The organism is Corynebacterium renale, assembly GCF_002563965.1.
Classification (GTDB): domain Bacteria; phylum Actinomycetota; class Actinomycetes; order Mycobacteriales; family Mycobacteriaceae; genus Corynebacterium; species Corynebacterium renale.
Genome location: NZ_PDJF01000001.1, coordinates 57,010 through 79,447, shown reverse-complemented (window position 1 = coordinate 79,447; position 22,438 = coordinate 57,010). Strand labels below are relative to the sequence as shown.

At 58.8% G+C, this 22,438-nt stretch carries 17 protein-coding genes and 3 rRNA genes; 10 read left to right on the top strand and 10 right to left on the bottom strand.

Annotated elements, in window-relative coordinates:
- Window positions 1-103: 103 nt before the first annotated feature.
- The 5 genes from ATK06_RS00380 to ATK06_RS00360 all read left to right on the top strand — a co-directional run bounded on the left by ATK06_RS00380 (window position 104) and on the right by ATK06_RS00360 (window position 7,239).
- A 16S ribosomal RNA gene (locus ATK06_RS00380) occupies window positions 104-1,629 on the top strand.
- Window positions 1,630-1,932: 303 nt separating this feature from the next.
- Window positions 1,933-5,021 (top strand): 23S ribosomal RNA (locus tag ATK06_RS00375).
- A gap of 115 nt (window positions 5,022-5,136) precedes the next feature.
- Window positions 5,137-5,254, top strand: a 5S ribosomal RNA gene (gene rrf, locus ATK06_RS00370).
- Together the 16S, 23S and 5S rRNA genes form the textbook arrangement of a ribosomal RNA operon.
- A gap of 204 nt (window positions 5,255-5,458) precedes the next feature.
- Window positions 5,459-6,085, top strand: coding sequence for a VTT domain-containing protein (locus tag ATK06_RS00365; RefSeq protein WP_048380256.1), 627 nt, complete (start codon window positions 5,459-5,461; stop codon window positions 6,083-6,085).
- Window positions 6,085-7,239: an aminotransferase class I/II-fold pyridoxal phosphate-dependent enzyme gene (locus tag ATK06_RS00360; RefSeq protein ID WP_249026783.1), complete on the top strand. Its 1,155-nt coding sequence runs from the start codon at window positions 6,085-6,087 to the stop codon at window positions 7,237-7,239. Before ATK06_RS00365 ends, ATK06_RS00360 begins: the two co-directional genes overlap by 1 nt.
- Here the strand turns inward: ATK06_RS00360 and ATK06_RS00355 are convergent.
- The 3 genes from ATK06_RS00355 to ATK06_RS00345 are packed head-to-tail and all read right to left on the bottom strand — an operon-like array spanning window position 7,236 to window position 11,861.
- The gene (locus tag ATK06_RS00355; protein ID WP_048380259.1) at window positions 7,236-7,877 is read right to left on the bottom strand and encodes a DUF3239 domain-containing protein; all 642 of its coding nucleotides are present in this window, start codon (window positions 7,875-7,877) and stop codon (window positions 7,236-7,238) included. The two genes, ATK06_RS00360 and ATK06_RS00355, sit on opposite strands and share 4 nt — an antisense overlap.
- Before the next feature lie 2 nt (window positions 7,878-7,879).
- On the bottom strand, window positions 7,880-9,565 hold the full coding sequence (locus tag ATK06_RS00350) for a DNA repair helicase XPB (protein ID WP_098388646.1): 1,686 nt from the start codon (window positions 9,563-9,565) through the stop codon (window positions 7,880-7,882).
- Window positions 9,566-9,617: 52 nt separating this feature from the next.
- A complete protein-coding gene (locus ATK06_RS00345) occupies window positions 9,618-11,861 on the bottom strand; it encodes a helicase-associated domain-containing protein (RefSeq protein WP_098388644.1) in 2,244 nt (747 codons plus the stop codon).
- A 111-nt stretch (window positions 11,862-11,972) separates the two neighbouring features.
- Between ATK06_RS00345 and ATK06_RS00340 the strand changes: the two genes are divergently transcribed.
- Window positions 11,973-12,164 (top strand): hypothetical protein, encoded by a 192-nt coding sequence (locus ATK06_RS00340; protein ID WP_048380266.1) that lies wholly within the window; start codon window positions 11,973-11,975, stop codon window positions 12,162-12,164.
- Window positions 12,165-12,303: 139 nt separating this feature from the next.
- Here ATK06_RS00340 and ATK06_RS00335 read toward each other — a convergent pair whose 3' ends face one another.
- Entirely contained in the window at window positions 12,304-12,924 is a 621-nt protein-coding gene (locus tag ATK06_RS00335) for a resuscitation-promoting factor Rpf1 domain-containing protein (RefSeq protein WP_048380268.1), read from the bottom strand.
- 438 nt (window positions 12,925-13,362) lie between these two features.
- Between ATK06_RS00335 and ATK06_RS00330 the strand changes: the two genes are divergently transcribed.
- Complete coding sequence (locus ATK06_RS00330; RefSeq protein WP_098389353.1) at window positions 13,363-13,743, top strand: cold-shock protein; 381 nt, start codon at window positions 13,363-13,365, stop codon at window positions 13,741-13,743.
- A gap of 37 nt (window positions 13,744-13,780) precedes the next feature.
- Here ATK06_RS00330 and ATK06_RS00325 read toward each other — a convergent pair whose 3' ends face one another.
- Genes ATK06_RS00325 through ATK06_RS00315 form a run of 3 tightly spaced genes read right to left on the bottom strand, consistent with a single transcriptional unit; the run spans window position 13,781 to window position 15,821 of the window.
- Complete coding sequence (locus ATK06_RS00325) at window positions 13,781-14,440, bottom strand: YczE/YyaS/YitT family protein (protein ID WP_098388642.1); 660 nt, start codon at window positions 14,438-14,440, stop codon at window positions 13,781-13,783.
- Between the two features lie 16 nt (window positions 14,441-14,456).
- Window positions 14,457-14,981, bottom strand: coding sequence for a DUF2771 domain-containing protein (locus ATK06_RS00320; RefSeq protein WP_098388640.1), 525 nt, complete (start codon window positions 14,979-14,981; stop codon window positions 14,457-14,459).
- 18 nt (window positions 14,982-14,999) lie between these two features.
- Entirely contained in the window at window positions 15,000-15,821 is an 822-nt protein-coding gene (locus tag ATK06_RS00315; RefSeq protein ID WP_098388639.1) for a glutaminyl-peptide cyclotransferase, read from the bottom strand.
- A 39-nt stretch (window positions 15,822-15,860) separates the two neighbouring features.
- On the opposite strand from ATK06_RS00315, the gene ATK06_RS00310 reads away from it, so the two are divergent.
- The 3 genes from ATK06_RS00310 (at window position 15,861) to ATK06_RS00300 (ending at window position 19,094) form a co-directional block, all read left to right on the top strand.
- Entirely contained in the window at window positions 15,861-16,610 is a 750-nt protein-coding gene (locus tag ATK06_RS00310; RefSeq protein ID WP_231913478.1) for a DUF3027 domain-containing protein, read from the top strand.
- Between the two features lie 156 nt (window positions 16,611-16,766).
- Entirely contained in the window at window positions 16,767-18,218 is a 1,452-nt protein-coding gene (locus ATK06_RS00305; protein ID WP_048380276.1) for an NCS2 family permease, read from the top strand.
- 45 nt (window positions 18,219-18,263) lie between these two features.
- Window positions 18,264-19,094 carry a TrmH family RNA methyltransferase gene (locus ATK06_RS00300; RefSeq protein WP_231913479.1) on the top strand — a complete coding sequence of 277 codons (831 nt, stop codon included), beginning with the start codon at window positions 18,264-18,266 and terminating at the stop codon, window positions 19,092-19,094.
- Between the two features lie 6 nt (window positions 19,095-19,100).
- Here ATK06_RS00300 and ATK06_RS00295 read toward each other — a convergent pair whose 3' ends face one another.
- The 3 genes from ATK06_RS00295 to serC form a co-directional block, all read right to left on the bottom strand.
- Complete coding sequence (locus ATK06_RS00295) at window positions 19,101-19,997, bottom strand: DUF6928 family protein (protein ID WP_098388637.1); 897 nt, start codon at window positions 19,995-19,997, stop codon at window positions 19,101-19,103.
- 6 nt (window positions 19,998-20,003) lie between these two features.
- Window positions 20,004-20,915 (bottom strand): septation protein SepH, encoded by a 912-nt coding sequence (gene sepH, locus ATK06_RS00290; protein ID WP_098388636.1) that lies wholly within the window; start codon window positions 20,913-20,915, stop codon window positions 20,004-20,006.
- Between the two features lie 147 nt (window positions 20,916-21,062).
- Window positions 21,063-22,193: a phosphoserine transaminase gene (gene serC, locus ATK06_RS00285; RefSeq protein ID WP_098388634.1), complete on the bottom strand. Its 1,131-nt coding sequence runs from the start codon at window positions 22,191-22,193 to the stop codon at window positions 21,063-21,065.
- Window positions 22,194-22,438 lie beyond the last annotated feature (245 nt).

The following is a 22,438-nucleotide window of genomic DNA, read 5'->3' as shown; positions in this document are numbered from 1 at the left end:
CCCCCGTGTGTGGATAAGATTGGTGTGGTTGTTTTGCTAGTTTTTGTTTGTCAGGTTTTTCAGGCTTTCTTGCTTGAGGATTTTTTCTGATTGAATTTTTTCTTTTGTGGAGAGTTTGATCCTGGCTCAGGACGAACGCTGGCGGCGTGCTTAACACATGCAAGTCGAACGGAAAGGCCACTGCTTGCAGTGGTACTCGAGTGGCGAACGGGTGAGTAACACGTGGGTGATCTGCCCTGTACTTTGGGATAAGCCTGGGAAACTGGGTCTAATACCGGATAGGACCATCGTTTAGTGTCGGTGGTGGAAAGCTTTTGCGGTACGGGATGAGCTCGCGGCCTATCAGCTTGTTGGTGGGGTAATGGCCTACCAAGGCGTCGACGGGTAGCCGGCCTGAGAGGGTGGACGGCCACATTGGGACTGAGATACGGCCCAGACTCCTACGGGAGGCAGCAGTGGGGAATATTGCACAATGGGCGCAAGCCTGATGCAGCGACGCCGCGTGAGGGATGACGGCCTTCGGGTTGTAAACCTCTTTCGCTAGGGACGAAGCTTTTGTGACGGTACCTAGAGAAGAAGCACCGGCTAACTACGTGCCAGCAGCCGCGGTAATACGTAGGGTGCGAGCGTTGTCCGGATTTACTGGGCGTAAAGAGCTCGTAGGTGGTTTGTCGCGTCGTCTGTGAAATTCCGGGGCTTAACTCCGGGCGTGCAGGCGATACGGGCATAACTTGAGTACTGTAGGGGAGACTGGAATTCCTGGTGTAGCGGTGGAATGCGCAGATATCAGGAGGAACACCGATGGCGAAGGCAGGTCTCTGGGCAGTTACTGACACTGAGGAGCGAAAGCATGGGTAGCGAACAGGATTAGATACCCTGGTAGTCCATGCCGTAAACGGTGGGCGCTAGGTGTGAGACCCTTCCACGGGTTTTGTGCCGTAGCTAACGCATTAAGCGCCCCGCCTGGGGAGTACGGCCGCAAGGCTAAAACTCAAAGGAATTGACGGGGGCCCGCACAAGCGGCGGAGCATGTGGATTAATTCGATGCAACGCGAAGAACCTTACCTGGGTTTGACATACACCAGACCGGGCCAGAGATGGTCTTTCCCTTTGTGGTTGGTGTACAGGTGGTGCATGGTTGTCGTCAGCTCGTGTCGTGAGATGTTGGGTTAAGTCCCGTAACGAGCGCAACCCTTGTCTTATGTTGCCAGCACGTTGTGGTGGGGACTCATGAGAGACTGCCGGGGTTAACTCGGAGGAAGGTGGGGATGACGTCAAATCATCATGCCCCTTATGTCCAGGGCTTCACACATGCTACAATGGTCGGTACAACGCGTGTGCTACTTCGTGAGGAGATGCTAATCGCTGAAAGCCGGCCTTAGTTCGGATTGGGGTCTGCAACTCGACCCCATGAAGTCGGAGTCGCTAGTAATCGCAGATCAGCAACGCTGCGGTGAATACGTTCCCGGGCCTTGTACACACCGCCCGTCACGTCATGAAAGTTGGTAACACCCGAAGCCCATGGCCCAACCAGTTTTCTGGGGGGAGTGGTCGAAGGTGGGATCGGCGATTGGGACGAAGTCGTAACAAGGTAGCCGTACCGGAAGGTGCGGCTGGATCACCTCCTTTCTATGGAGTATTTTTTATTAATTGTTTTACTGGTGGATCACACCCCCTCTTGTGGTGCGTGTAACCATATGGTGGCAGGAATAAACGTTGGCATGCTGTTGGGTGTCTCATGCAACCCTTTGTGGTTGTGTGAAACATGTGCATCATAGGCTGGGATGACACACTGTTGGTTGTGTTGTTTTTGGTGTGTGGTGGTGTTGTGTGAGAACTGTATAGTGGACGCGAGCATCTTTATTTTTTGTGGCAAGTTGAATTGTAACTAGATACTAACCACAGTCTTTTGATGGTTGTGGTGGTGTTCTTGTGTGTTTGTTGTAAGGGCACACGGTGGATGCCTTGGTATGCTGAGCCGATGAAGGACGTGCAAGGCTGCGTTAAGCCTCGGGGAGTTGTCAATGGAGCGTTGATCCGAGGATGTCCGAATGGGGAAACCCGGCTACTGTTATTGGTGGTCACCCTTCCATGAATTCATAGTGGTTGTGGGGGTTACGTAGGGAAGTGAAACATCTCAGTACCTACAGGAGAAGAAAATAATATATGATTCCGTGTGTAGTGGCGAGCGATAGCGGATGATGGCTAAACTTTATGCGTGTGATACCTGGCAGGGGTTGCGTGTAGGGGGTTGTGGGAGATAATTGTTGTGGGTTCTGCCAGACCCACCCGCATGTCATATGACGCAAGTGGAACTGGTTTGGGATGGCCGACCGTAGTAGGTGAGAGTCCTGTACATGAATGTGTTGTGTGGTGTGGTGATTGTGTTCCCGAGTAGCAGCGGGTTCGTGGAGTCTGCTGTGAATCTGCCGGGACCACCCGGTAAGCCTGAATACTCAGTGTGACCGATAGCGGATAGTACCGTGAGGGAATGGTGAAAAGTACCCCGGGAGGGGAGTGAAATAGTACCTGAAACCGTGTGCTTACAATCCGTCAGAGCCCCGTATGTGGGTGATGGCGTGCCTTTTGAAGAATGAGCCTGCGAGTCAGCGGCATGTCGCGAGGTTAACCCGTTGTGGGGTAGTCGTAGCGAAAGCGAATCCTAATTAAGGGTGTTGTGTAGTGGCATGTCCTGGACCCGAAGCGGAGTGATCTACCCATGGCCAGTGTGAAGCAATTGTAAGAGGTTGTGGAGGCGCGAACCCACTTAGGTTGAAAACTGAGGGGATGAGTTGTGGGTAGGGGTGAAAGGCTAATCAAACTCCGTGATAGCTGGTTCTCCCCGAAATGCATTTAGGTGCAGCGTCACATGTTAGCTTGCCGGAGGTAGAGCTACTGGTTGGTTGAGCGGGACTATCATCTTAGCAATGTCAGCCAAACTCCGAATGCCGGTGAAGTGTTGTGTGGCAGTGAGACTGCGGGGGATAAGCTCCGTCGAGTCGAGAGGGAAACAGCCCAGATCGTTGGTTAAGGCCCCTAAGGGTGTGCTAAGTGGAAAAGGATGTGGGATCGCGAAGACAGCCAGGAGGTTGGCTTAGAAGCAGCCATCCTTGAAAGAGTGCGTAATAGCTCACTGGTCGAGTGGTTCTGCGCCGACAATGTAGTGGGGCTGAAGCATACCGCCGAAACCGCGGCATAATTTTTTGATTATGGGTAGGGGAGCGTCGTGCATGGGGTGAAGCCATACTGTAAGGAGTGGTGGACTGTGTGCGAGTGAGAATGCAGGCATGAGTAACGATTAACATGTGAGAATCATGTTCGCCGGATGACTAAGGGTTCCTGGGTCAAGTTCGTCTTCCCAGGGTGAGTCGGGGCCTAAGGCGAGGCCGACAGGCGTAGTCGATGGTTAACGGGTTGATATTCCCGTACCCGATAATGTGCGCCCAGTGACGAGGCTGATGATACTAACCTCCCACATGCTGTCAGCGCATACTTTGTGTGTGTTGGTGGTGTGTGGTTGGGACCTGAGTTGGTAGTAGTCAAGTGATGGGGTGACGCAGTGAGGTAGTCACGCCCCCGGTTGGTGTGGGGTGTAAGCGTGTGGCCCGCAGGGTAGGTAAATCCGTCCTGTATTGTGGGTGAGGCGTGATGCGTAGACCATTTTTTGGTTGATGGTGATGATCCTGTACTGTCGAGAAAAGCCTCTAGCGAGTGCATTATCGGCCCGTACCCTAAACCGACACAGGTGGTCAGGTAGAGAATACTAAGGCGTTCGGGTGAACTGTGGTTAAGGAATTCGGCAAAATGCCCCCGTAACTTCGGGAGAAGGGGGACCACTGCTGGTGGAATGGTCTTGCACTGTTTTTGCTGGTGGTGGTCGCAGAGGATAGAGGGAAGCGACTGTTTACTAAAAACACAGGTCCGTGCGAAGACGGTTAAGTTGATGTATACGGACTGACGCCTGCCCGGTGCTGGAAGGTTAAGAGGACCTGTTAGATCACTTTGTGGTCGAAGCGGAGAATTTAAGCCCCAGTAAACGGCGGTGGTAACTATAACCATCCTAAGGTAGCGAAATTCCTTGTCGGGTAAGTTCCGACCTGCACGAATGGCGTAACGACTTCCCTGCTGTCTCAACCACAGGCCCGGTGAAATTGCAGTACGAGTAAAGATGCTCGTTACGCGCGGCAGGACGAAAAGACCCCGGGACCTTCACTATAGCTTGGTATTGGTGTTTGGTTCGGTTTGTGTAGGATAGGTGGGAGACGTTGATGCAGCATCGCTAGGTGTTGTGGAGTCGTTGGTGAAATACCACTCTGATCGGACTGGGCATCTAACCTTGGCCCATGATCTGGGTTGGGGACAGTGCCTGGTGGGTAGTTTAACTGGGGCGGTTGCCTCCTAAATGGTAACGGAGGCGCCCAAAGGTTCCCTCAGCTTGGTTGGTAATCAGGTGTTGAGTGTAAGTGTATAAGGGAGCTTGACTGTGAGAGTGACGGCTCGAGCAGGGACGAAAGTCGGGACTAGTGATCCGGCACCTACTTGTGGATGTGGTGTCGCTCAACGGATAAAAGGTACCCCGGGGATAACAGGCTGATCTTCCCCAAGAGTCCATATCGACGGGATGGTTTGGCACCTCGATGTCGGCTCGTCGCATCCTGGGGCTGGAGTAGGTCCCAAGGGTTGGGCTGTTCGCCCATTAAAGCGGCACGCGAGCTGGGTTTAGAACGTCGTGAGACAGTTCGGTCTCTATCCGCCGCGCGCGTAGAAACTTGTGGAAGGCTGACCCTAGTACGAGAGGACCGGGTTGGACGTACCTCTGGTGTGCCAGTTGTTCCGCCAGGAGCAGGGCTGGTTGGCTACGTACGGGAGGGATAACCGCTGAAAGCATCTAAGCGGGAAGCCTGTTTCGAGATGAGGTTTCTTTTGAGGTTCCCTAGAGATGATGGGGTTGATAGGCCAGGGCTGGAAGGCATGTAAGTGTTGGAGGTGACTGGTACTAATTGGCCGAACGTAACACACAAGTAAGTTTGTAACGAGCCCAAAGATTTGTTGGGTGTTTGCGTCCACTGTGCAGTGTTTGACACAACACGTGGTGTTGTGGGCATGGTCCCTTTCGGGGTTGTGTTTATTGAGTGTGTTGGTGGTTATTGTGGCAGGGGTACGCCCGGTCCCTTTTCGAACCCGGTAGCTAAGCCTGTTAATCGCTGATGGTACTGCATGCGGGAGCGTGTGGGAGAGTAGGTCGCCGCCAACACTAAAAATTACATACAAGAAAAAGGGTGGTTACACCACGTCACGTGGTGTGACCACCCTTTTGTCGTTGATGAGTGTCCCCCGCGTCCACCTGCTCCTCGTCCTGTGAGTTTCCTCGGAATGTTTTCCGGTAGCGGTTATTCATAAGGGCGTTCTGTGCTTTTCGGAGTAGTGTAAAGCAATCAATTCCTCCGAAAGGACACCCATGCATATCTCTGATCTGATGGACGCCACTCAGCTCCTCAACAGTTTCGGGCCCTGGGCGCTCGCGGGCTTGGGCCTCATCATCTTTATTGAATCCGGCGTCCTGTTCCCATTCCTGCCCGGTGACTCCCTCCTAGTTACCGCAGCGATACTTAAAGACCAACTCAATCTAACGGTCGTCAGCATCATCGGCGTTGGTGTTGTGGCAGCATTCCTAGGAGATCAGGTCGGCTTCTATCTTGGACACAAATTTGGCCGAAAGCTATTCTCTGAGGACGCGCGCGTGCTTAAACTTGAATACCTTCACAAAGCGGAAGCATTTTTCGCGAAGCACGGTCCTTTAGCTTTAATCTTGGGCCGCTTCGTCCCCATCGTCAGGACCTACGTCCCAGTATCCGCCGGTACCGCGAACATGAAATACCGTAACTTTATCGTATGGAACGTGACGGGAGCGGTCTTGTGGATTGTTTCCATGACTCTGGTCGGGGTGCTACTTGGAGGCATCCCGGGGATTGCTGATCGCATTGATCTCATCGTTCTCGTCATTGTTGGTATTTCGCTGCTTCCGGTTATTGTCTCCAGTGCTCGGGGTTACCTTGTCAGTCGGCGTCAAGCAAAGGAATCATAGTGTTTATCCAACCGGCAGCTCGGGCGCGGGGCGTCCGCGAATCTATCTTTTCGACGATCACCGCCGAAGCTTCACGCCACGATGCAATTAATCTTGGACAAGGGTTTCCCGATTCTGACGGTCCCCAGGCGATGCTCGAGAAAGCCTGCGAAGCGCTGACTAGCGGCAGGAATCAGTACCCTCCGGCGGGAGGCATCTCAGAGTTAAAGAGCGCGGTGGCCGCTTTTCGGGAAAGCAGCTATGGGCTAAGGATCCCTCCTAGCAACGTATACGCGACAGTTGGCGCGACGGAGGCTATCGCTGCCTCGGTGCTCGCATTCGTGAACCCTGGTGATGAAGTCATCGTCCTAGAGCCGTTCTACGATTCTTACGGTGCGGCTATTTCGTTAGCCGGTGGTTCGCGTGTCAGCGTGCCGTTGAAGCAGGTCGCCCGCTCGTGGGACATCGACATTATCGCCGTCGAGGCAGCCTTGTCGCCGGAAACGGCGATGGTCATCGTCAACAATCCGCACAATCCCACAGGCTCGGTCTTTAGCAGCTCTGCTTTGCAATCGCTCGGTGAACTCCTCGACGGGACGCGGACAGTAGTGCTTGCCGACGAAGTCTACGAAACCCTCACGCATGGCGTCGAGTTCACCCCGGCGGCGTCGATAAGCAGTCTTGCTGAACGCACAATCACCGTGAGCTCGGCGGCAAAAATGCTCAACGTCACGGGATGGAAAGTCGGATGGGTCATCGCGCCGGAAGAGTTACTTGCGCCGATTGCGGGAGTGTCCCAATACTTGACGTTTGCTTCTGGTGCCCCTCTTCAGCCGGCTGTGGCCTACGCCTTGAATAATGAACGCGGGTGGATTGAACAGAATCAGTTGACGCTGCAGCAGCGTCGCGATGAATTAACCTGGACGCTTTCCCAGGCGGGGTGGGAGGTCTTTGATAGTCCGGGAACATTCTTCGTTTGTGCACGTCTGCCTGAGAGCGTGGCTACCCGCGATGCCGCGCAGTGGTGTATGTCGGCTCCGGAAGAGATCGGGGTGGCTGGCATACCTGTGTCTGCGTTTTGTGACAATCCGGAACCGTGGTCGGATATGGTGCGCTTTGCTTACTGCAAGAGTGAAGACGTCATCGCGGAAGCCTGCCGCCGGCTCAGCGCCTAAAGCTCGAGCAGGCTAAACTGTGTCTTCTGGACTTCGTCGGCGCGCCCGGCGTGCTTTTCCACGATCTGCCATTGTTGGAACGGAATCTCTTTGGTGGCTGCGGCGATAATGTCCTCGTCGGGTGTTCCCCAAGCAATCGGCATCGGGGTGATTTCGTCCCACTGACCTTGGCTGGACACTTTCCGGCGGCCAGACACAGCTGCGACAGGAACTCGGGTCCCCACAGTGCGCGGATGGCCCTTCAGGCGGGTGACTGTTCGGGTCGCCAGTGCCCAGCGCGGTTTCGCCTCCGGGTCCACGGATGTGTTTACCAGCGCTAAAAGTACGACATCGCGCGGGTTGACCTCGGCGATAATTGCGGGGGCGAGGGGGTAGGTGTCGTAAAGTTGTTGCGCAGTGCCAACCTTGCGCGGCACCACCCACGCGATGATGAAGCACAACACCATGACCGCCAACGCGGCGATGAGCACGAGCAGCCCCACACTCGAATTATCGATTAGGAACCACGCTGCAACCCCTGCTGTCGCGAAGATAAGGCCCATCACCACGGCAGAGAGCTGGAGGCGGGAAGTATCGCGGAGCAGTTCATTATTTTCTTTTGCCCACGCTTCGTCTACGTCAAAGTGAAATATTTTCATAGTTAATCCTTTCTGGACACGATACCTTCTTCGGTGAGGAAGGCGGGGAGATCGGTGGCGTCGAGAAGCCGGTAGGCGTATCCCTGCTCGGCGAGGAATCGTTGCCGGTGGGCGGCGTATTCGGCGTCGAGCGTATCGCGTGTGACCACGGTGTAAAAGTGGGCCTCGCCGCCGTCTGCTTTCGGGCGTAACAATCTGCCCAGGCGTTGAGCTTCTTCTTGGCGGGAGCCGAACGTCCCAGAAACCTGGATCGCCACTGATGCCTCGGGCAGGTCGATCGAGAAATTGGCTACCTTGGACACAACGAGTTGGGAGATTTCGCCCGCACGGAAAGCATCGAACGCTTTCTGCCGGGCGCTGGTGGAGGTGGAACCGTCGATAAGCGGGATGTTATGCCGCTCGGCGATCTCCTCTAATTGGTCGATGTAGGCGCCGATCACCAACGTGGGGGAGCCCGCATGCGCCTCGAGTAGCTTATCGACGACCGCACGTTTCTCCGGGGCGCATGCGGCAAGACGGTAGCGTTCGCGAGTCTCGGCGGTGGCGTATGCCATGCGCCCGGCGTCGCTCATGGTCGTGCGGATTTCCACGCACTCCGCGGTGGCAATGTAGCCGGCGGCCTCGAGCTCTTTCCACGGCGCGTCGTAGCGTTTCGGCCCAATGAGGGAGAAGACGTCGCCCTCGCGGCCATCCTCACGCACTAAGGTGGCCGTCAGTCCGAGGCGGCGGCGCGACTGCAGGTCCGAAGTCATGCGGAAGACGGGCGCGGGGAGCAGGTGGACTTCGTCATAGATGATTAACCCCCAGTCGCGGGAGTCGAAGAGTTCGAGCGCTCGGTACTCGCCCCGGGTTTTGCGGGTGACCACCTGGTAGGTGGCGATGGTGACGGGCCGGATCTCCTTCTTTTCCCCCGAGTATTCGCCGATCTCCTCGGGGGTAAGTGTTGTGCGGCGCAGCAGTTCGTCACGCCACTGGCGCCCGGCAACGGTGTTGGTGACCAAGATGAGCGTGGTCGTTTTAGCCAGCGCCATCGTGCCAGCTCCCACGATGGTTTTGCCTGCGCCACACGGCAGCACAACGACCCCGGACCCGCCTTCCCAGAAGGAATCGACTGCGTAGCGTTGGTAGTCGCGTAGCTGCCACTCCTCGGTGGCGTCGCTTAATGCGATGGGGTGATGCTCGCCATCGACGTAGCCGGCGCGGTCGTCGGCGGGCCACCCAATCTTGAGCAATTCTTGCTTCAGGCGCCCACGCTCGGAGGGATGTACCACGATGGTGTGCTCGTCGATACGTTGGCCCAACATTGGTGCAATTTTCTTGTGGCGTTGCACCTCCGCGAGAATTGCCGGTTCCGCTGATTCCAGGATGAGGCCGTGGGCGGGGTGCTTGTGCAGGACGACCCGCCCGTAGCGTGCCATCGTCTCTGCCACGTCAACGAGGAGCGCCTGCGGAACAGGGAAGCGCGAATACCGCTCCAGGACGTCGACGACCTGTTCGGCGTCATGCCCGGCGGCGCGTGCATTCCACAAGGCCAGCGGGGTGATGCGGTAGGTGTGGATGTGCTCTGGGGCGCGCTCGAGTTCGGCGAACGGCGCCAGTTCCAGGCGTGCCAAAGCAGCCTGGGGGTGAGCGACCTCCAGAAGAATTGTTTTATCGGACTGCACGATTAGCGGGCCATCGAGTGCCACGGCGGCTCCTTTACGATTGTGAACAAACCACCATTATGCCCGCGCCGGCCAGCTAGGGTGGAGAGACTCCTGCGATTCTCTCCACGGTGAAGCGGTATGCCTGGACCCCGTCCGGGTCGACGGCGTGTAAGGTCCCTTCGTCGAGGCGGATGGGGCGTACGATGCGCTCGGAAACGTGCCCGTTTTTATCCGCGACGGAAAGCATGACGGTCCGCTGCCCGCGAACCGCAGATTCCAGCATTCCGACAATATCGCCTGACGCATGTGCATGCCCTGTGCCATCGCCATTGGTCAGGGCGGTGATCGCGTTAGCCACGACGGTGTCGAGATGTCCTGGCGCGTACGCAGGTGCCGCCGCGCGCGGCGTGGGCAGGCGGGGTGGTTCGGGGCGAACGTCCAAGGCCGCGCCGGAGGCGTCTTCAGCGGCGGGGGCGAACCCGTTCTCGCGTAAAACACGCAACACGTCTGCGAGCGGGCGCGGTGAAATCGCGACCGTTGGCGCAATCAATCGCAACCCCACACTTTCGGCGACGCGCACAGCAGACACGAGCAATGCTTCATCGGTGGACCGAATGTAGGATCCGGCCGGCCCGCCGCGGAGGCTGCCATGGGTGCGTGCAACGTCATTGACAAGGTAGGTGACAGCATCGGGCAGGGTTCCCTGCGAATGTGAGGTGAAAAATGCCACGATGTCCTCGGCAGACATGCCGGCGTCCATACCTGCGCGAATCGTTTCTTCCGTAATCCGATAGACCGCTGCGAGGCCAGGCGATTCGATCTCCGCGAGCAACCGCATCCGCCACGCCACCTCGTGGACGAGCGGGCCAGGGGCCAAGACAGTAAGGTCTGCTTGAAAAATCAGCTTATCGACGGCCTCCGGCACCACACCGGCAACGACTTCCTCAGCGCCTGCGGCTGTGGGGGCGGTGCCGCCGTCGAGAAGCGCGCGTGTTGCCGCAGCGAACCAGGCGCCTGTGGGGGTGAGCGTGCTGTCGTCGATAAGCCCGAGGTAACTGGCCTCCTCGTAGAGGTGCTCCGCCACCGCAAGGGGCACGCGGTGAGCACGCACGGGGAACGTGAACCCAAATACTTCGGCTGCTTCGCTAGCAGTTAGCGCCGAGCCGGCCGGCCGCGCCGCAAGTGCCGCCCAGAACTGTTGCCGAATGTGCGTCAGGTGCGAACTACGTGTCGCCTCCGACATGACGTGACGTGTCTTGCCCGCCTCGTCGGGTGTTGCGGCCTGCCAAAACATCCACGGCGAACCCGGGAGTGCCGCAATCAGGACAGCCCACTGCTGGGCAAGCGTCCCGGCACGCCACTGCGTCGCTTCGTCCGTGGCCGCCAGATAATTCACATCCTCCGGGCAATCAGCAGGCAAAGGCCGTGGCTCACCAACAGAAAGCAGGCGGGCACTCACACCCAGACCGACGACGAACGCCAAGCGTTGCTGCGAAATACCAAGATCCGCTGCGAGATGCGCGGCCTCACGCACCCCAATCCCACCGGCGCGTAGCAATTGTTGTGGTCGCCGGTCCAGATGATCGATGAGCTGCGCAAGGAGACGCACCGTATCTAGGCCTTCGCCGGCTCCTGAAGCAGCCGCGTTTCCTTCGTGGAGTGTGGGCGGGTTAAGGGGAATCGGGCACATGCGCGTACCGCGTAACACCTGGGCTACCGAAAACGGCAAACGCACCGTCGACGAGTCGACGCGATACACCAAACCGCGCGCAATCAACGACGGCACCGGACGCTGAGGATCGGCTCCGATAGCAGCGTCTTTCGTAGTCCCTACGCCACCGGAGGTCGCCAAGGTGTGTAAGACGGCGCGTTCGCTATCGGACGCCTCGGCGAGCGCGGCCTCGATTTCTTCTGCGGTCAGGGGCGAATCGGTCACCCGCACCGCGCCGAGGCAACGGATAACGTCGGGAAGCAACCACACCGTCTCTTGCCCGTACATCAGCCCCGCAGCGCGTACCCGCTCGAAGGACTCCGGTGCACCAAGATCCGCTGCTGGAACAGGTTCCCACTCCGCGCCTTTATGGGCGGCAGCCTCGATGACGGCCAACTCTTGGGCATTCAGCTGCGCGACCGCACGCGCCAGCGACGCCGATAACTGTAACCGAGTAGCTAACGACGTCACCGTGGGCGGCGGAGGCGTAGCCGCATCAGGGCGCAGCCGCAGCAAGGACTCAAGCTCATTTGGCGTACGCTGGGCTAACCATTCCGTAAATCGTGCAGCGTGCGTGGATACCCTTTCGGATACCCCAGAAAGTGGGGAGGAGGGGTGGTCATTCATGGTGTCTTCATCCTAGTGCCCACCCGCGGGTACAGGGCTCTTCCCACCCACTTTGCACGGCCGTACCCCTGGTCAGGGCACGGCATGGAAAGATTTGGCACAATATACGGTATGGCTAACGTTGAGAAAAAAGACCACGCAAACCCGTCCTGGCCTGCTGAAATCCCAGGTTACGGCCATGTAGTCACCGAGTTGACTGCGCAGTTTGCTGGCGCATCCAGCCCCTACGGTGATGACACCGTTCTTCCCGTCCCTGCAGAGAAGACCGGCTACGTCCACCCGTACACCCGTATCAACAAGTAAAACGGCCCCAGCCTGTGGGCGCGCTCAGCGGATTTACGTGAAGTGAATCCGCTTTTTCTGCTGCCCGCATTGATCTTTTCGCGGGGTAAAAGAAAACCGCAACCGAAACCCGGTTGCGGTTTTAGTGCTTTACGCGCGATTAGAGCCCGACGATGGAGTCGATGAACTGCTTGTTCGCAGTGTAGAAAGCCTGCAGGTTCCCGCGGTTCGCGTTGTAGAGCGCGTCTACTGCTGGTGGAACTGCGATACCAACTGCAGCCAACTTCTCCTTAATGAGGTTGTAGACAGCGTCGACGGAAGCCTGCTCGACGCCAACTTCAGCTGCGTATGGGGAAGCTGCTGCGGAGGAAACAGCCTCCTGAACTTCTGCAGGCGCCGATGCCACGACGTCACGTGGGGTAGGAGCAGAGTTCAGGCCCAGGCGTGCGGAGCATGCTGGCCACGCGCCCCAACCCTGGCCCGCCAGGGTGCGCTCTGCAACGGCAATCTGCTGCTCGCGGGTAGCCAGGTTGGCGGTCGGGGCGAATTCGCCACCACCGTATGCGCGCCAGGTGGAGGCGCTGAACTGCAGGCCGCCGTGGTAACCGTTGCCGGTGTTGATGGCCCAGTTACCGCCGGACTCACACTGTGCCAGGCGGTCCCAGTCGGAGTCTGGCGCTGCCGAAGCGTTCGGTGCCAGGATTGCGGACGCTGCTGCGACTGCGGCGGTGCCTGCTGCAATCTTGGTCATGGTGGTGTTCTGCTTACGGTGACGTCCCATAGGGAAGTTCCTCTCTTGCGCACCCGCCCCAGCGAGGGGTTACCGCCTGCGTGTGCAATTTTCGTACTGATCGCTGGCCGTGTGGCCATCTCTGGTCGTGGTTGCACCCGTTGTGGCGCCGGTGGAAGTTACCGAAGGCGGTAGGGCTTAGATGGTAACTGTGGGACCAGCCGACGCGGTGCCTGGTTGGAAAGAATATCGAAATGTAACAAAATTGCAACATTTTTTGCCTGTTGTTTATCTTCACGGCGGTTCGCTCCCTAGGATTGGGAATAAAAGCAAAGGTGAGAGCGTTATACTCGCTATAGTGTGACAATCGGCACAACGGATCACGGGGTTGGGGCTAAGTTCCTCCCCAATGTGGGTGCATGGTTGGATAGTAGGTCAGTGTGCAGGCGCCCTGAAGCGCCGCCAGGAAAGAAGAAAGTGGTGATGATCATGCCAGTGGGCAAGGTGAAATGGTATGACGCAGAGAAGGGATTCGGATTCGCATCGAACCCAGGCGACGAAGACGTCTTTGTCAGCCGACAGGTTCTTCCCAAGGGAGTAGATGAACTGTTCCCAGGACAGCGCATCGAATTCGATTTCGCCTCTGGGCGCAAAGGCCCGCAGGCGCTGCGCATCAAAGTTTTAGATGCCCCGCGTAAGCCACAACACAAGTACACGCCAGAGCAGCTGAATTCTATGATTCAGGACCTGTTTACTGTCTTGGAATCTGCCGTGCAGCCGGAGCTGCGTAATGGGCGTTTCCCGGATCGAAAGCAGGGCCGTCAGGTGGCGGAGATTCTCCGGGCTGTGGCTAAGGAGCTTGACGCTTAATAATTACCGTCGGTGCGTTGTCTTACGCGCCGACGGTTTATTCTTTCGGGCGCACAATCGGGGGATAGTGGGGGAGCCGGTTCAGGACGGTCTTCGAAATTGCGCCCAGCGACAATGCGGCAATAATCGTGGCTTCGCGCACGCCTTCAAGATGGCCGAGGAAAATCAGGCCCAACGCTGCGGCGACGGCTACGTGCACAAGGTCGCTCACGGTCTTCACGGTGCCAAAATGGAGTCGTGGGCGGGGGCCGAACCGTCGGCGCAGCGCGGAGGTAATTGCCACGACGAAACCCTCACCGGGCAAATTAATCAGATTCGCGCCGACCTGCATGCCGATTCCTATCCCCATCCCCACAACACCAATCAGGGCGAGGCCTAGTTCCTGCCAGTAATGTTCGGGCCGCAGTGGCTCGACGAGGGGAGCGGTGGCGTCGATAAGCAAGCCAAAAATCAGGCCAGTAACCAATTGCAGGAGCTGAATCCACTGGTAGCGGCTGCGGAGCAGCAGAATCTGTACAGCGACGTACACAAAATTGAACACGATGGTCAACTGCCCGACGCTCAAATCTGTAATCGCGGCTAGCGCTACCGGCAGCGATGAATTCGTCGTGGTTCCGATACCCGCGACCACCGTCAGCGAGACGCCAAACGACATTATTCCAATGCCGACAAGGAGCAAAAATACGCGCCAGACCATGCTTGACGACGCCCCCTTATGCGCCCGTCGCAATGGACCAGTACGTGGTGTAGGGGGTTTCCTCGCCGCTGGCGTCCGTGCCAATGAGAACAGACGAAATCTCCACGACGACCAATCGCGGGCGCGGGCCACCTTCCGTGAGGGGATCTAGCGAACCGGCAACCGTCACCGAATCCGAGTCATAGCCTGCGAAAAGCTGCTGCTCGTTAGCCGCCGGATCATCGTAAATGGTGAGCAACTGCCAATCATGATTATGGATCTCGCGGGGGATGTCCAAGGTCATCTTCTCGTCAGGGCCCAGCTCCACCACGGTCGGCTCACCCTCGTTAGGCTCCACGCCTGGCTCAAAAAGCATGTAAGGGAATACGTCAGTGGACTGATCCCCAACGTGAGCAGTCACCGACACGTCCTGAGGTTGGCGGCCAGGGCGCGAATTCCACCACGACGTCGCCGCGAAAACCACGCCCAAGACCACAACAACGGCAACCACGAGGGCAAGAATCTGCCGGATATTTTTCTTCGAAGATGAAGTGCGCGCCATGGTCAGGAATCCTACCAATTAGTCGGCCGGAACAAACTTCACCTCGTACAAGTCCGGCCATCGCTTCCCGGCCAACAAGTAGCGATCAGTGCCCGGAATCGCAGCAATTCCGTTGAGTACATTATTAATGTCAGGCTCTGCGTTATTGGGAAGCCCGGATGCGTCGATGGTTGCGGTAACTTTCCCGGTAGTGGCGTCGATAGCCACAATTTCATCGGTGGTGAATATATTCGCCAGGACTGTCGCGCCACCCGGGCCACGATCGGCCGGCACGCACTCTAATTCGTTGAGCCCCGAAACCGGCACGCCTTCGCGGGTGACCGTCACCGTCGACGAAGGCACCAAAGTGTGCGGGTCAGCAACCTTCAGCTCAGCGCTTCCGTTCGAGGTGAGCACATGCCCGTCGTCCGTCGCGCAGATGCCCCACCCCTCGCCGTTGAAAGAGACGGTTTCTACCGGTTCCAAAGTCTGGGCGTCGAAGCGTAACGCAACCCCATCCTGCCAGGTTAACTGCCATATAGAATCGCCAACCACGGTGATTCCCTCACCGAAGTACGCTTCCGGCAAGTTAGTGGACTGTAATTCTTTGCCCTCTAACGTGCGCCGGTACAGCCGGGATTCTCCCTTTTGGCCAGTGCCCACCAGCAGGGTCCCGTCGCCGGCGAACTCAAGGCCCTGGGTGAAGGACGTCGCATCAAACGGGTACGTGGCCACGATCTCGGCCTTCAAACGCTGGGGTGGCGTGTCACCGGACGGGGCGTCGATAGGCGAAGAACAGGAGCTGAGCAGGGCAGTGGCTGCAAGCGCGAGCCCACAGCGAGAGGTGGTAGTCAAGGTCATGTCGCAATTGTGCCAAGCAGTGGGCAATAATGGTGAATGATGAGTACCCGCACACGCCGACACGCCCGATCCCCCAAGCACTCCGTGCTCCACAGCGCGCACGCCGTTTCCGCAGCCCGCGCAGCAGCACAGGACACTGATGAGGACGCAGTCGGCGACCACATCGGAGTGCGCATTATCGACGAGCACAGCGCAATCCACCGATTCCGCGCCGAACTACCGGGCTACCAGGGCTGGGAATGGCAGGTCGTTGTTGCGGCGGCGCCCGGTGCTGACCAGGTCACGATCAGCGAAGTGGCCCTCGTCCCCGAACCCCACGGGGAAGCGCTCCGCGCCCCCGAATGGGTCCCATACTCCGACCGGCTACGCCCCGGCGACCTCAAGCCGGGCGACATCATGCCCCCGGAGCCTGGCGACGAACGCCTCACCGAAGATCCCGAATACTCGGCAACAATCGCCACCGACGCAGACCGGTCTCGCGCTCATCTCGAGCGGCAGTACTTCCTCAGTCGCGCCGGGCTCAAAGAGGCCACCGCGCGGTGGCGCACTGGCGAATTTGGCCCCAACTCTGAGTACGCCGAAAAGGCGCCGCTGCAATGTACGACGTGCGCTTTTTATATCCCGCTGGGGCAGCCGGTGGGCACGAACTTTGGCGTGTGCGCCAACGAATACGCCGCGGATGGGCACGTCGTCCACGCAACCGCCGGGTGTGGAGCTCATTCCGAGGGCAGTACCGGGATGGAACCCGCGGAACGGGTGGGAAACCCCTTCGATGACGAGGCCTTCTAAGGAGCGTTTGTAAAGCCGCTGCGGAACATTTGTTGGGTCGTCCCCGCTTTTGGTGGAATCAACAGTTAGCCCTTAAACTTTCGGGACGTCAGGTGAAACCCCTGCGTTTAACACGCGTTGTTAACACGCACTGTTATAAGGAAGTTCGGCATTTCCATGGCTCAAACGCCCGAGTCGACGCGCCAGCTGAGTGCAATCGACACATACTTCAAGATTACGGAGCGCGGCTCCACCATCGGGGATGAGGTGCGCGGCGGTGTCGTGTCCTTCTTCGCGATGGCCTACATCATCATCATTAACCCCCTTATCCTTGGCACGTCGCCCGACCGCGAAGGCACAGTGCTGGGAACCGCGCAGGTCGCGGCTGCCACCGCACTCGCGGCCGGCGTCATGACCATCGCTTTCGGCGTGATCGCTAAGTACCCGTTCGGTATCGCAGCGGGCCTAGGCCTGAACACCATGGTCGCCGTCACACTCGTTGGTGGCCACGACTTGACCTGGGCAGAAGCCATGGGGCTGATCGTCCTCGACGGTATCGTTATCGTCCTGCTGGCCCTGTCCGGGTTCCGTGAGGCCGTGTTCAAGGCAATCCCACCATCGCTGAAAGCAGCAATCGGCGTGGGCATCGGCTTGTTTATCGCGCTGATCGGCTTCGTTGACGCTGGTTTTGTCACGCGTCTGCCAGACGCCGCAAACACCACTGTTCCCGTTGGCCTGGGCATTAACGGCTCGATTGGCACGTGGCCGACGTTGGTCTTTGTCATCGGCCTGGTTATCTGCGGTGGCCTCGTTGTCCGCAATGTTAAAGGCGGGCTATTCATCGGAATTATCGCCACCACCATCATCGCGATGATCGTCGAAGCGGTTACCGGCACCGGTTCGTCGGCGGAAAACCCGGGAGGCTGGTCCCTGGCCGTCCCCGTGCTTCCCGACGGCCTCGGCGGCATCCCGGATCTGTCCATCGTGGGCAACGTGGACATCATCGGTGCGTTCGCGCATGTGGGCGTGGTCACCGCGACGCTGCTCGTATTCACGTTGGTGCTGGCCAACTTCTTCGACGCAATGGGCACGATGACTGCGCTCGGCAAGACCGGCAACCTCATCGACAAGGACGGCAATCTGCCGGGGTTGAAGAAAGCCCTTGTTGTTGAAGGTGCTGGTGCGATTGTGGGTGGTGCCGCGTCGGCCTCCTCTAACACGGTGTTCGCGGACTCCGCTGCTGGCGTGGGCGACGGCGCCCGCACCGGATTGGCCAACGTTGTCACCGGCGTGCTCTTCCTCGCCGCTATGTTCCTCACCCCGCTGTATGAAATCGTGCCCATTGAAGCTGCAGCACCTGTGCTCGTGGTCGTTGGTGCCATGATGATTAGCCAGGTCACTGACATCGAATGGCATCGTTTTGAGATCGCGATGCCCGCGTTCCTCACGATCGTCGTCATGCCATTTACGTACTCGATTGCAAACGGTATCGGCGTCGGCTTTATTGCCTACACGGCGCTCATGATTTGTGCCGGCAAGATTAAGCAGATCCACTGGATCATGTGGCTGGTCTCAGCGCTCTTCCTCGTATTCTTCGGGATGACGCCCATCATGGAGGCAATCGGCTAGCCGGAGCATCAGCTTACGCACAGGACAGACTGTAAAGTGTGTCCTGTGTTTTTTATTTCTGACCCCTCCGACCCGCGCCTCGACGACGTCCGCGACCTGAACCACTCCGACCACCGCCCTGACCTTCCGGGTGGCAAAGGGCTAGTCATCGCAGAAGGTCCGCTGGTAGTTCCACGCCTTCTCGAATCGCGCTTTCCGGTTCGTTGCATCGTGGGATTCCCGGAGAAGGTGGAAAAATTCTTAGCCAGCCATGAAGTAGATCCTGCGATACCGATCTACACTGTCAGCCGCGAAACGCTGGCTCAGGTCGCAGGCTTTGACATGCACCGCGGGCTCCTCGCAACCGCCGACCGTGCTCCCGCGTATTCCGTCGACGAGGTTGTTCGCGATGCCCGCACCCTACTCATTCTCGAGGGAGTAGGCGATCACGAAAATATTGGAGCCATGTTCCGAAACGCTGCGGGCCTCGGCGTCGACGGCGTCCTTTTCGGAAACGGCTGCGCGGACCCACTGTACCGGCGCAGCGTCCGCGTCTCTATGGGCCATGTGCTCCGAATCCCGTTCGCCCACTTCGGCGGCACGCACACGACGTGGCAGCGGGAGCTTTCCCCGCTTGCCGACGCCTCCTTCCGGCTCATTTCGCTTACCCCGGACCCCGGCGCCGCGCACTTGGCGGATGCACTCGTCGATGATGAAGGCCGTCCGTGGGAACGCTTAGCCCTGTTGGCGGGGGCGGAGGGCCCCGGACTGACGGAGCATGCCATGCGGGCGACACATATCCGCGCGCGTATCCCGATGGCACCGGGGACCGACTCGCTGAACGTTGCGACGTCGGCAGCCATCGCCTTGTACGAGCGGGCACGATCCTTGCGGTAACTCCTTCTAAGGGCGGTCGGCGTGTCGGATACGTTCGCCGATAGCTTGAGCAGCGGACTTCGCGCGGCGCACCACGCCACGGCGCACTCGTTTCATCGCTGCCGCGGAAGCTTCCGCGAGGCGGGCGAATTCGTCGCCGGAGCTGGGCGTGCGGTCGTGGACTTCGTAGTCGTCGTAGTTGCCGCCTTCGCTCAGACCTAACGCGGCGGCGGAATGCTGCACGAGTTCCCCCAGGGGAGTGGTGGTTTCTGGGGCTGCGAGTTTGGGGGCGGGGCGACCGTCGACAGCAAAAGCAGAAATGTTGACGTCAATCCCGTCAGGGCTGATTTCCAGGCCGAGCCAGTAGTCTTCTGCCGCGGACGCCATGTGGATGGGGTGGAAAGGCAGTTGTATGCCGGTAGTTTCGGTGCCGTCTTCGCCTGCCCAGAATTCGGCTTCGAAGGGTTGCGGTAGCCCGATGTCTTTGTAGATGTGCTCGCGGGTTGCGGAGAATGCGCGCTCCACTTCGCCGTCGACGATGCGCACAAAGCCGCCGAGTCCAGTCTCCGGGTTGCGGGAAATGGCTACGAGCTCAGTATGTGGCAATGATCCGATGATGCGCTGGTCGATGTGCGTAATCTTTTCCACACCTTCGAGGACGGTTTGCATGACCGTGATGTGCGGGTACGCGGCTATATAAAATTCGCCGTCGCCGGCGGGCGTGGATCGGTTCATGGGGAAGTCGCCGATGGGCGTCACCGGCCACCCCGGTTGCAGTTGGGCTAAATATTTGCGACCGAATCCGCGGTCGGAATCCGGCTCCTGGGAAAGGATCGCGGCAGGGTCATCGGTGTTGATGAACCAGATCGTTACCGTTGCTTTGTGCTCGGTGCCTGCCTGTGGTGGGAATCCGAACATGGTCATGGCGTTCTACTTCCTTGGCCGTTTCGTGTTGGAACGCACGCCGAGCAAGACGTCTTCCCAGTGCGGGGTGACTGCTTTACGACGCTTCTTCGGCTTCTCTTCCGCTTCTGGGTGCTGCAAGAGGTCCTCGTCGTTTTCTTCGCGTGGTTCTTCATCGGCGGGAGGAGTCTCATTGAGCGGGACTATGCGGGGCAGGTCGCGAGTGTCGTCGTCGGAACGTGGGGTAACAGAGGCGACGGGTCGCGGACTCGAGGAGCGTTCGGGGTCGGTAAGTTCGGCGGCCAGCTCATTCGACGGCAACGCAGTGGGGGAGGAGGTCATGTGGTTTTGGATTGTCCACGTTGCGGTGTTATCGGATTGGCCGACTGACCAGCGCACCACCACAGTCCACTGGCGTTGTTCGTTGCGGTACGCGTCCCAGCTCGCGTCTTCAATATCTAATCCGCGCGCAGCAAAGGCGGTGGCCAAGATGGCCTCCAAGCTAAGCCGTGCGGGGCCGTTGTCGCGGACGGGGTGCGCACCGCGGCCCAGGGCGGCAAAGCGGGCACGTTCTTGAAGCACCGGGTGAGCGAATGGTTCGACACGTGATTCAGCCACGCCCATTTCTTCTGCCAGTTCGCTAACCGTGGCGCCGGAGCGAATGCGGTCCTGGATTTCGGCTGGCCGCATACTTAAAGGAGTGGTTAGGAGAGGATCTGGTTCGGAAAGCTGCTGTGGTTCACGGCGTGCATACGCGGGTGCCGCAGCCGGTTCTTCGGCGGGTGCTTCGGGCTCCGCGGTGTCGCCGAGGAGGGCAGTGCGTAGTTCGTCGGTGACGGCGAAAAAGAACCGTTCGCCGTCGTCGGGGTTCGTCGGGTCGGTGCTCAGTACAACAGACGATTCCGTTGATTCTGAACCGACGACGTAGAGCTCTCGCATCCGCTGGCCTCCTGTAGTGCGTTTATAACCTTATCCCACCACTGTAGACGAAATGGTGAGGGAAAACGGGCAGGCTAGCGGGCATGTTGCGCGCAAAAAGGGCGGTACGCAGCAAGTGCGCACCGCCCGTGAAGGCGCAGGATTGTGTTAAGCGCGGGCGACGCCGGCGTCGAGGCAGGCGTCGATAGCCTTGGTCAGGCGCTCGATGTCTGCGGAGTCGATGGCCGGGAACATGCCGATGCGCAGCTGGTTACGGCCGAGCTTGCGGTATGGCTCGACGTCGAGAATGCCGTTCGCGCGCAGCGTCTTCGCCAAGGCAGCGGCGTCGATGGATTCGTCAAAGTCGATGGTGCCCACGACCAAGGAGCGGGCAGATTTTTCAGCCACGAATGGGGTGGTTTCTTCGCGCTGCTCAGCCCAGGTGTAGAGGATGTCAGAGTTCTTGGTGGTGCGCGCGACCATGCCGTCCAGGCCACCGTTTTCGTTCATCCACTTGACCTGGTCCTCCAGCATGAGCAGGGTTGCTACGGCTGGGGTGTTGTAGGTCTGGTTTTTGCGCGAGTTGTCTACAGCGGTCTGCAGGTTGAGGAAAGCCGGGATGAAGCGGTCGGAGGAATTAATCTTCTCGATGCGCTCGATTGCGGCAGGGCTCATGGCTGCGAGCCACAGGCCGCCGTCGGAAGCGAAGCACTTCTGTGGGGAGAAGTAGTAGACGTCAGCCTGCTTCATGTCGACGGGCAGGCCGCCGGAGCCGGAGGTGGCGTCGATAAGCACCAAAGAACCCTCGGATCCTTCGGGACGGACGACGTCGACCATTGCGCCGGTCGAGGTCTCGTTGTGGGCCCATGCGAGGACGTCAGCGCCCTCGACGGCCTGCGGGGTAGGCACGGAACCTGGCTCAGCCTTGATGACGGTTGGCTCGTCCAACCACGGTGCCTTTGCAGCAGCGGTAGCGAACTTCTGGGAGAACTCGCCGAAGGAAAGGTGTGCGGACTTCTTCTCAATCAGGCCGAAGGTTGCGGCATCCCAGAATGCGGTTGCGCCACCCAGGGAGAGCACGATCTCGTAGCCGTCGGGCAGGGAGAAGAACTCGGAGAGGCCTTCGCGGATCGAGCCGACAACATCCTTGACGGCAGCCTGGCGGTGCGAGGTGCCGATGATGGACTCAGCGCCACGCTCAATTGCCTCAATCTGACGCGGGCGGACCTTTGATGGGCCGCAGCCGAAGCGACCGTCCGCAGGGATAAATTCGGATGGGATGGTGAAGAAGTCAGACATACGCGCACTTTCACTTGTAAGAGCTCACGCACCCACTGATAGTGGATGCCTTGTGCCGTATACCTTAATCTTCCGATCTAATCTTTGGAAGTGTTATACCGTCCGATGGGCTAAAAAAGAGCTTTTCGACGCCTCCGGGACATCTCGTGGGGGTAGAGCGGGGGCAATAAACCACCCCACGAACGTGTGCCCCGTCACCGTGTGTGAGGGTGTGTGCGGCGCCCCACTATTCGCGCGAGCTTGGG